A 3459-nucleotide genomic window follows, 5' to 3' on the forward strand; every position below is an offset into this window, starting at 1 on the left:
GGCGGGCGCTCCCGGCCGACCCCACGGCGGCGGCGGACGAGAACCATCTAAAAAGAACTTTGCTAACCTTGAGAGAACAAATAAAGCACACCCTCCCGGGGGGGGCTTGACCTTTCCCGCCCCACCCGGGGGTGGGCCCCCCCCCCCCCCCCGCGCCCGCCCCCCCCGGGGGGGGGGGGGCCGCCCCCCGGCGGCTCCGAGGGGATGGCTTGGCCGGACCCCATGATCAATTTTGCTGAACTTGACGCACAGAACTCGCTTTTACGCCATGCCTTCCTAGAGGGGGCATTCTCGCCAGTGTTTTCCGACTGGAGTGTTAGCTACAGAGACGGGATATAGTTGGTGATTGAATGAAGCGATCCTAATGGAACCTTTGGACCGGGTCGCGATCCGCAACTGCATCTATCGGTACTGCCGCTGCATGGCCCGGGCCAGCAAGGCCATGCTGCGCCGCTCCTATTGACCCCACCCAATAGATCGGCATGGCATCTATTCCGGGCCTGCGGAGGGCTCCCGCCTCCCGGCGCGAGAAGTGCTCAAAAGCCGCGCCCGCAATATCCACCAGTTCGGCCAATTATTGATAGAACTCGTCGGCCCGACGCGGAGCGCTGTGCGACGTGCTTCCTTGTCATGCAGCGCGGCGGCAAGGATGGGCGCGTGCGGCAGTTCCGATCGGTCGACGCTGTTGCGGCCTGTTCGACAAGCGCGGCGGGGAGTGGCGCATTGAGCATTGTGGTGTTCGACTGGGCCGAGGAGCAGTCGTTGCAGCCTCAAACCGAGGCCGCGCGCTGTGGCCGGCGCCTGCTGACTGGAGCGCAGCCGTCCGACGATCCGATTTGCGAAACTCCGGCCGCCGCCCTCGATCGCCGTATGTAGGATCCGCGTGCTCGCTCGTGTCAGGTCCGCGCACATCATCGCGCAAAGTTGAGTCTGACGTCCTTGAAATCGGGGATTGGTTCTTCAATTGCTCAATCGACATGATGCCTCCAGCAACATGCCTCAAGCAACCTTCAGCGTTTCGCCGCCGATCTCGCGGTTGCAGGGGCAGAGCTCGTCGGTCTGCAGAGCATCCAACACGCGCAGCGTGTCCTTCGGGTTTCCGTCGACATTGAGGTTGGTCGCGTAGACATGCTGGATCGTGTTGTCTGGGTCCGCGATGAATGTGTAGCGATAGGCGACGCCGTCCGGCGAACGCACTTCAAGACCATCGACCAGCCCGCCCTTGGTGTCGGCAAACTGCCAGATCGGCAGATGGTGCAGGTCCTTGTGCGAGCGTCGCCAAGCGAGCTTGCAGAACTCGTTGTCGGTCGAGCCGCCCAGCACGACCGCGTCGCGGTCGGCAAAATCCTTCGACAGCCGGGCAAACTCGGCGATCTCGGTTGGGCAGACGAAGGTGAAATCCTTTGGGTAGAAGAAAATGATCTTCCATTTCCCAGGGAAGCTGTTTTTCGTCAGCGGCTCGAACGCGCTCTGCGCGCTCTCGTCGTGCAGGTGAAAACCGGGCTTCACGCCTGTGATTTCGAACGGCGGCAACTTACTTCCAATTCCCAGCATATTGTCCCTCACAAGTTTGCTTCGCGCGGGAAGCGACGGTCCCGGTCTCAAGTCAAGCAAGCGATGTGCCAGGAGATCTCGCGGTTCAACTGGCGGAAATGCGACAATCGGATGCTCGCCGCGGCGATATCTCGGTCCGTAATTGGGCAGAATGGGCCATTATCTTACATCGATAACGGAGCATGATGCCGTGCGCATGCGGCAGCTTGCGTGCGCGCGAAAGCCATGCGCGCAACTTAAGAGGCCGTACAATCTTGGGCCTTGATAAAATGAACCTACCGCGGCAAATCCTGCTAGGCCGCATGATCACCCTTAACGAGGCGCACGAGGACCACTCACGTGACGTGGAGCGGAAGCCGGCAGTGACGGCTTTTTTCCATCGATCGTGGTGGATAATCTCGGGGCAAGATCGGCGATGCTCTCTCGGCCGTGATGAAGCTGCCGGATGGAATCATCACTAAATCGTCGTGACCGGATGGATTGCGCGCGGATGCGCGGCGGCGGGCGATGTCGCGCCATCATCCCTCTACGACCTGGCGCTCGCACCACAGCGTTATGCCGACATCCCGGTGAAAGTCCGCGAGTCAGCAAGGCATTTTTCCGGACGGTGGTGAGGAATGGCACGCTAGCGATGACCGTATCGACAAATTCGTCCCCCGGCCGGGGCTCCTGCTCGGAGAATTGTTAATCACGAGGAGATCGACGCGCCGCTTGGTCGCGCGGGCCACTACAACTGCGGCGTCGGCAAACCCACTAGCATCAAGCTTGCAGGATATGGCGCCGCTGCCGAGTGGCTGGCAGATCGAAATCTCGTGCCCTGTCGCAATGTCGAGCGCGACCATGGTTTTTATGCCGTCGCGCCCTTCAGTTTTTTCTGAACAAAACCAATGACGTGCACGCCTTGTCGCATGAGACTCCTGGGCTAAGTCGGCGAGCAGCTTATAAGCATCCTGTTCCGACCGGTGGAGGATTGCCGCAACGCGCTTCGGATCGATGTCCGCGAGGGTGGTGATCATGGGCGTGATCCTCTAATTGCTCGTTTCGCGCTTTGTCGGCGCGGGACGCGCGATACCTACTCTGGCGCTTCAGGGCCGTGAACCAGCGAGACGCCCTTTGGCCTGGACGAATATACCGATTCCAAATCGAGCCTTAGGCATAGCGAGCGGCGCGTTATGCCGCTGTGCTGGAGATCGCCGCCCACACCTCTAGCCGGTACGGTACGCTCAACTGCGCATCGGCGGCAAGCCAGCTTGGTAACGGAGGCCTCCCGGAGCGGCTTGACCACGAAAGAGAGCGAGTATGCGGCCACGAGCCCGGCAAAGGTGAAGGTGAGGGTGCTTCCGGCCTAGAGAGATGCGAGAATCCCGCGACCAGCTTCGGCTGCATCAATTCACAGGCGCCGAGCGCTTTCACAGCGTGCTCAGTGGCTGCGCTATAACGCGCAGCAGCCGGATTATGGATCGAGGTTTTGCGAAAGCCTCGTTCACGAACTTCGGAGTTGAACTGCACAGCACGAGATTATAGGTCGCATAGGTGAACCGGCTTTCCTGAACGCAAGACCGTTCTCGACCAGATTGCTCGGGCGGCCTCGTCGGGCGGAGAAATAGCTCAAAGGGCGCCCGTTGCGTCACCTGGCTGTAAGCTGTCCGCTCGCGCCAAAGCTTGGCCTCGCCCGGTCTTCGGCTTAAACGGCGCTGCAGCTCCTTGGCCGGCGCGGTGAAGTTCGCGGCGACCGCCGCGTCGACCTCCGCCGCTCCTGCATTTCCGACCACAAACATGAGCTATGGCCGAAATTGGGTGATGGGGCTGATCAGGCGGCGCGGTTAGCTGGCGTCGTCGATTCTGCGACGCCGTCGGTAAATTTGACGCCGGCAATGACCCTTGGCAACTGATTTTCGCCCTTCA

At 60.9% G+C, this 3459-nt stretch carries 4 protein-coding genes; 1 reads left to right on the plus strand and 3 read right to left on the minus strand.

Going from position 1 to position 3459, the window contains the following annotated elements:
- Positions 1-723 precede the first annotated feature (723 nt).
- Positions 724-876, plus strand: coding sequence for a hypothetical protein (locus ACZYOF_RS42955; protein WP_165421597.1), 153 nt, complete (start codon positions 724-726; stop codon positions 874-876).
- Between the two features lie 123 nt (positions 877-999).
- On the opposite strand, the gene ACZYOF_RS42960 is transcribed toward ACZYOF_RS42955, so the two are convergent.
- The 3 genes from ACZYOF_RS42960 to ACZYOF_RS42970 all read right to left on the minus strand — a co-directional run bounded on the left by ACZYOF_RS42960 (position 1000) and on the right by ACZYOF_RS42970 (position 3332).
- Positions 1000-1554 carry a peroxiredoxin gene (locus ACZYOF_RS42960; protein WP_394570189.1) on the minus strand — a complete coding sequence of 185 codons (555 nt, stop codon included), beginning with the start codon at positions 1552-1554 and terminating at the stop codon, positions 1000-1002.
- 584 nt (positions 1555-2138) lie between these two features.
- Positions 2139-2570 (minus strand): DUF2478 domain-containing protein, encoded by a 432-nt coding sequence (locus ACZYOF_RS42965; protein WP_463719513.1) that lies wholly within the window; start codon positions 2568-2570, stop codon positions 2139-2141.
- A 393-nt stretch (positions 2571-2963) separates the two neighbouring features.
- The gene (locus tag ACZYOF_RS42970) at positions 2964-3332 is read right to left on the minus strand and encodes a type 2 periplasmic-binding domain-containing protein (protein WP_463719514.1); all 369 of its coding nucleotides are present in this window, start codon (positions 3330-3332) and stop codon (positions 2964-2966) included.
- Positions 3333-3459: the final 127 nt, after the last annotated feature.

The sequence above is a fragment of the Bradyrhizobium sp. LeoA1Lang genome (assembly GCF_055413685.1).